Annotated in this window: 2 protein-coding genes and 1 other annotated feature; of the genes, one reads left to right on the forward strand and one right to left on the reverse strand. The window is 39.7% G+C overall.

Annotated elements, in window-relative coordinates:
- Positions 1 to 397 precede the first annotated feature (397 nt).
- Positions 398 to 3259: a transglycosylase domain-containing protein gene (locus J7E77_RS29515; protein ID WP_214719091.1), complete on the reverse strand. Its 2862-nt coding sequence runs from the start codon at positions 3257 to 3259 to the stop codon at positions 398 to 400.
- 146 nt (positions 3260 to 3405) lie between these two features.
- Positions 3406 to 3624: a binding site (T-box leader), on the forward strand.
- Positions 3625 to 3671: 47 nt separating this feature from the next.
- On the opposite strand from J7E77_RS29515, the gene tyrS reads away from it, so the two are divergent.
- A complete protein-coding gene (tyrS, locus tag J7E77_RS29520; RefSeq protein ID WP_214719092.1) occupies positions 3672 to 4925 on the forward strand; it encodes a tyrosine--tRNA ligase in 1254 nt (417 codons plus the stop codon).
- Positions 4926 to 4969: the final 44 nt, after the last annotated feature.

Raw genomic sequence — 4969 nt, forward strand, 5'->3', positions numbered from 1 at the left:
GAACAGGGCTTTCATTGACCGTGAGATCTTATTTTATTGGTAATCGGTAAATGAACAGGGCTTTCATTGACCGTAAGAGCTTGTTATATTGGTAATCGGTAAATGAACAAGGCTTTCATTAACCGTGAGATCTCATTTTATTGGTTATGGGTAAATGAACGAGGTCCTCATTAACCGTGAGATCTCATTTTATTGGGTATGCGTAAATGAGCAGGGCTTTCACTTTTCAGGTCAATGACTCACTTTTAGGCTAGTCGCGGCAGAACCAAATATATAAGCACCCTTCAACGGCTTAATATCTTGTTCTTATCGTAAATTGGATAGTACATTAAAATTTTTCATCCATTCCAAAAAAAGCAGAAAAAACCGCACCACTATCGGTGCGGTTTTAAAATATTTACGGTGTTGTTGTTGGATCAGTCGGTTTAGTTGGAACATTAGGGCCATTCGGTACCGCAGGTTTAGCAGGGTCTTTCGGTACCGAAGGTTTAGTAGGATCTACTGGTGGTGGTGTTATTTTTACTCCAGCCTCAACCAGATTCGATGGAGCAGACTCTCTACCAGCAATATCGACCGCCGTTACATAATAGATACCAGTACCAGCTTGAAATGATCGTTTTGAGCCATTGATCACACTGCCTACTTTTGCTGAAACTAATCCACCTTGATAGACTCGGTAACCGACAACATCATTATCACCAGATGCTGACCATGTTAATGTATTCCCTTCTACTTTTAAGCTGACACTGTCAGGGTTCTTCCCGTTATCGGACATTTTGGCACTTGATACGAGAATTTTACCCCAGCGCTCTTTCTGTGGAATTAGTTGTCTATAATTATAGAAGTTATTTCCAACAATTCGTTTAATAAAATCGGGATTTAAAATGAGACCAAATTGGGCAAACTCTTTTGGTGTAGAATCCAAGGCCAAATATTTTTTGTCGCCAACCATAACATATTTTCCTTCAATTAAGCTATCATCAACTCTTGTTGGTACATTATTGACATTAAAGTAATCTGATTCGATTAAGCCTGCTTTTGAACATGCCTCGGAAGGCAGCATTCCGGAAACAGCACAATAAGAACGTTGCACGATTCCTTTTGGCATTTTAAATGACTTCTTTGGAGCAATTAGATCAGGTTTAATTTTATAGGCAGCGTTCATTAACTGAGCCCATAAGTTATTGGTCCGTGAACTATAGGGCATACCGGATGTCTGGAGCGATTTTGGTGTATCATACCCTCTCCAAAGACCAAAGGTGACATTAGGGTTTGAAGCAACGAACCAAGAGTCAATATATTGATTTCCTGTCCCCGTTTTCCCAGCCCAGTCCGCACTGAAATTTAGTTTGCTTCTAACTCCTGCTGCCGTTCCCATCTTTACCACGTCACGCATCATATCAATCGTTAAATAGGCTGTTTGCGGCTTAAAGACATTAACAGGTTTCACTTCGTGCTGATAGATAACTTTGCCATTTTTATCGACAATTTTATCAATCATATAGGCATCAATAAATTTTCCATCATTAGCAAAGGTACTAAATGCATTCGTATTTTCTTCGATGGTTACCCCATTTGTCATCGATCCAATCGAAGTAGCTAGATTGGTATAATCATCTTTTCTTAAAGAGGTAAATCCCATTTTTTCAAGATACTTGGCGGGACGTTGGTCAACGATACTCTTGTAAAGTTTAACCGCTGGTACGTTATAGGATTTCGCTAGTGCATATCTTGCTGAAACCAGTCCGCTATACCGATAGTCATAGTTTTGCGGCCAAGGATCACTTCTGCCGGGTGCAAGACTTAAGGCTACATTTGGCAGCGGTGTTCCCGGAGCAACTTTTCCTAACTCAATCGCGGGTGCATAGACAAGAAGTGGTTTCATGGTAGAACCGTTTTGTCTGATGGCACTGGTCGCGTGATTTAGCTGTTGATCATCATAATTCCGTCCAGCGACAAAACTGATAATTTTTCCAGTCTTGTTTTCGATCAGTTCTGCCCCAACCTCAGCAGGTTCCATAACTGTTGTTATTTCTCCAGTTTCAGGATCCTTCTTTTCTTGAGGCTTATCGGGTCCGTAATATTGATAATTATCCTTAACCTTTTGCATCGCATCGTATATTTTTTTGTCTATTGTCGAATGAATTTGGTATCCATTTTGACGCAAAGCATTTCGAGCTAATATTTGATATTTATAAGCAAGATTGTCATCGTTTTTTAACTCTTTCTCTGAAATCCCATCATTTTTTGCTAAGACAGTGGTCAGGACTTCAATCGACCGCTTTTCAATTTCGACTGTTAGCCATGGGTATTTTTCCAGTGGATTTGCAACCGGTTTGATAAAATCCTTTTTAATATCGTAGGCAGAGGCTTGCGCATATTCATGCTCGTTAATATAGCCACCGTCAAACATTCTCTTTAGGACGGTTTTCATCCGTGTGAGACCTGGTTCGAGATATTGGGGTTCTTTTATCGTCCCTTCCCGTGTAAACGGGGTATATCCAAACGGGCTTTGAGGCAATCCTGCAATGAAGGCAGCTTGCGGAAGTGTTAAATCACTCGCCTTTTTACCAAAGATCCCTTTTGCCGCTGCTTGAACACCAGCAATGTTTCGTCCAGACGAATTTCTTCCTAAGGTAGACACATTAAGATAAGCTTCAAGAATGTCTTTTTTATCAAAAAATTTCTCTAAACGAAGAGCAAGTAAGATTTCATTGGCTTTCCTTTGAAACGAGACCTCATTTGTTAAGATTTGATTTTTTATTAATTGCTGTGTTAACGTACTACCGCCGGATTGAACAGCAGAATTTGTCACTTCCTGAAAAACGGCCCGAAATACAGCTTTTGGGACAACGCCTTTATGCTTGTAAAAGTATTCGTCTTCGGTTGCAACTACCGCATTGACTAAATCATTTGATACATCGTCCAATTTTACTTCTTCCCGTTCCAAGTCGGTGTGAAGTTTACCAAGATAAACATTATCCGAAAAATATAACTCAGAAGTTTCCGTATAGTTATAAATATCTTTTTTCATGCTGTCATACGAGCGAACAGGTTCATCTTTTACAAGTGAAGCAAAATAACCCGCACCAACACCTGTCGCAAATGATCCGCCAAGAATGACGACTGTTAATACAAGGAGTAACAGATTCCAAACTACTTGATATGTGATTCGTGCACTTTTAACTGTTCTTTTATGGGTAAATATGTTCAGAACGGATTTTGCTTTTTCTATCAATGCTTGTAATTTTTCAACCATCTATAGTATCACCTCATCTAAAATCAAGTACATTATAGCATACCAAAGGTATAAAAACTGACAAAGTTCTACATTTATCTGAAATTTCCAGTTAAGTTTGACAAGGGAACTGAAATATGGTAAAAAAAGCTATACATTAATTTAATAATAAAGCTGTGAAGGGAACCAACTGTAGTTCTTCTATCCCTGTTTCAAGAGAGTCAGCGGTGGTGAAAGCTGATGCATATAGAAGAATGAATTACTCCCCTGAGCTTTCTCTGTGAAAATGATTTTTTTGTAGCGGAGAACGGTCTAAACCGTTAATTTTTTGAGTTGGAGGAATTTTCCTCAAGCTGGGTGGTACCGCGTAAATTTACGTCCCTGCATTTTTGCAGGGGCGTTTTTATTTTTTTACCAAATTGGAGGGAATAGGATGGATTTAATACAGGATTTGGCATGGAGAGGAATCATTTACCAGCAAACGGATGAAGAAGGTTTGAAGGATTCATTAAACAAGGGGCAAATTTCTTTATATTGTGGTGTTGACCCAACTGCAGATAGTATGCACATCGGCCATTTGCTGCCATTTTTAACACTTAGAAGATTTCAGCAGCTTGGCCACCTTCCGATTGTGTTAGTCGGAGGAGCAACAGGCTTGATTGGTGATCCGAGTGGTAAAAGTGAAGAACGAAAGCTGTTAACACTAGAAACAGTGCAGGATAATGTAGCAGGTATCAAGAAGCAACTTGAATCTATTTTCGAATTTGAAGGTGAAAACGGAGCAATCATGGTTAATAACTATGATTGGGCAGGCTCAATGGATGTCGTTACCTTCTTGCGTGATATCGGCAAACATATCGGTGTCAATTACATGCTAGCGAAGGATACCATTGCATCAAGGCTTGAGACGGGTATTTCGTTTACAGAATTCACCTATACCATTTTACAAGCGATGGATTTTCTTCATTTATATGAGCATCACAACTGTAAATTACAAATTGGCGGAAGTGACCAGTGGGGGAACATAACTTCAGGATTGGAATTAATCCGCAAAGTTCAGCCAGAAGGCTCGAAGGCATTTGGGTTAACCATTCCGCTTGTGACAAAAGCAGATGGTACAAAGTTTGGGAAAACGGAAAGTGGTGCAGTTTGGTTAGATCCTGAAAAAACTACCCCGTATGAGTTCTACCAGTTCTGGATTAATACAGCTGATGCAGATGTGGTGAAATACTTAAAGATTTTTACATTCCTTTCGCATGAGGAAATTGAACAATTAGAAAAAGCTGTTCAGGAAGAGCCTCATCTCCGAGAGGCACAAAAGGTTTTAGCTGAAGAACTGACTCGTTTGATTCACGGTGAAGATTCCTTACAACAGGCAATCAAAATTTCTCAAGCGTTATTTAGTGGGGATGTAAGAAGTCTTTCTGCTGCGGAAATCCAGCAGGGCTTTAAAGATGTACCAGCTTATACTTCACAAAATGAGGAGAATTTGGTCGATCTTTTGGTTGCGGCGAAAATTTCCCCATCCAAGCGTCAAGCACGCGAAGATATCTCAAATGGTGCCGTCACCGTTAATGGGGAAAAAATTACTGACACCTCTTATGCAATAACGGAAACCGATCGGATTGAAGGGCAGTTTACGATTATCAGAAGAGGTAAAAAGAAGTACACGTTAATTAAATACTAATAAAGGAAGGGCTTTGGATTACAAAGCCTCAGATTGTAGACAAA

The organism is Bacillus sp. ISL-77 (assembly GCF_018613105.1).

Excerpts from the sequence above, each read along its gene's own strand:
- tyrS (WP_214719092.1), top strand. The coding sequence starts at position 3,672 with ATGGATTTAATACAGGATTTGGCATGGAGAGGAATCATTTACCAGCAA.
- J7E77_RS29515 (WP_214719091.1), bottom strand. The coding sequence starts at position 3,259 with ATGGTTGAAAAATTACAAGCATTGATAGAAAAAGCAAAATCCGTTCTG.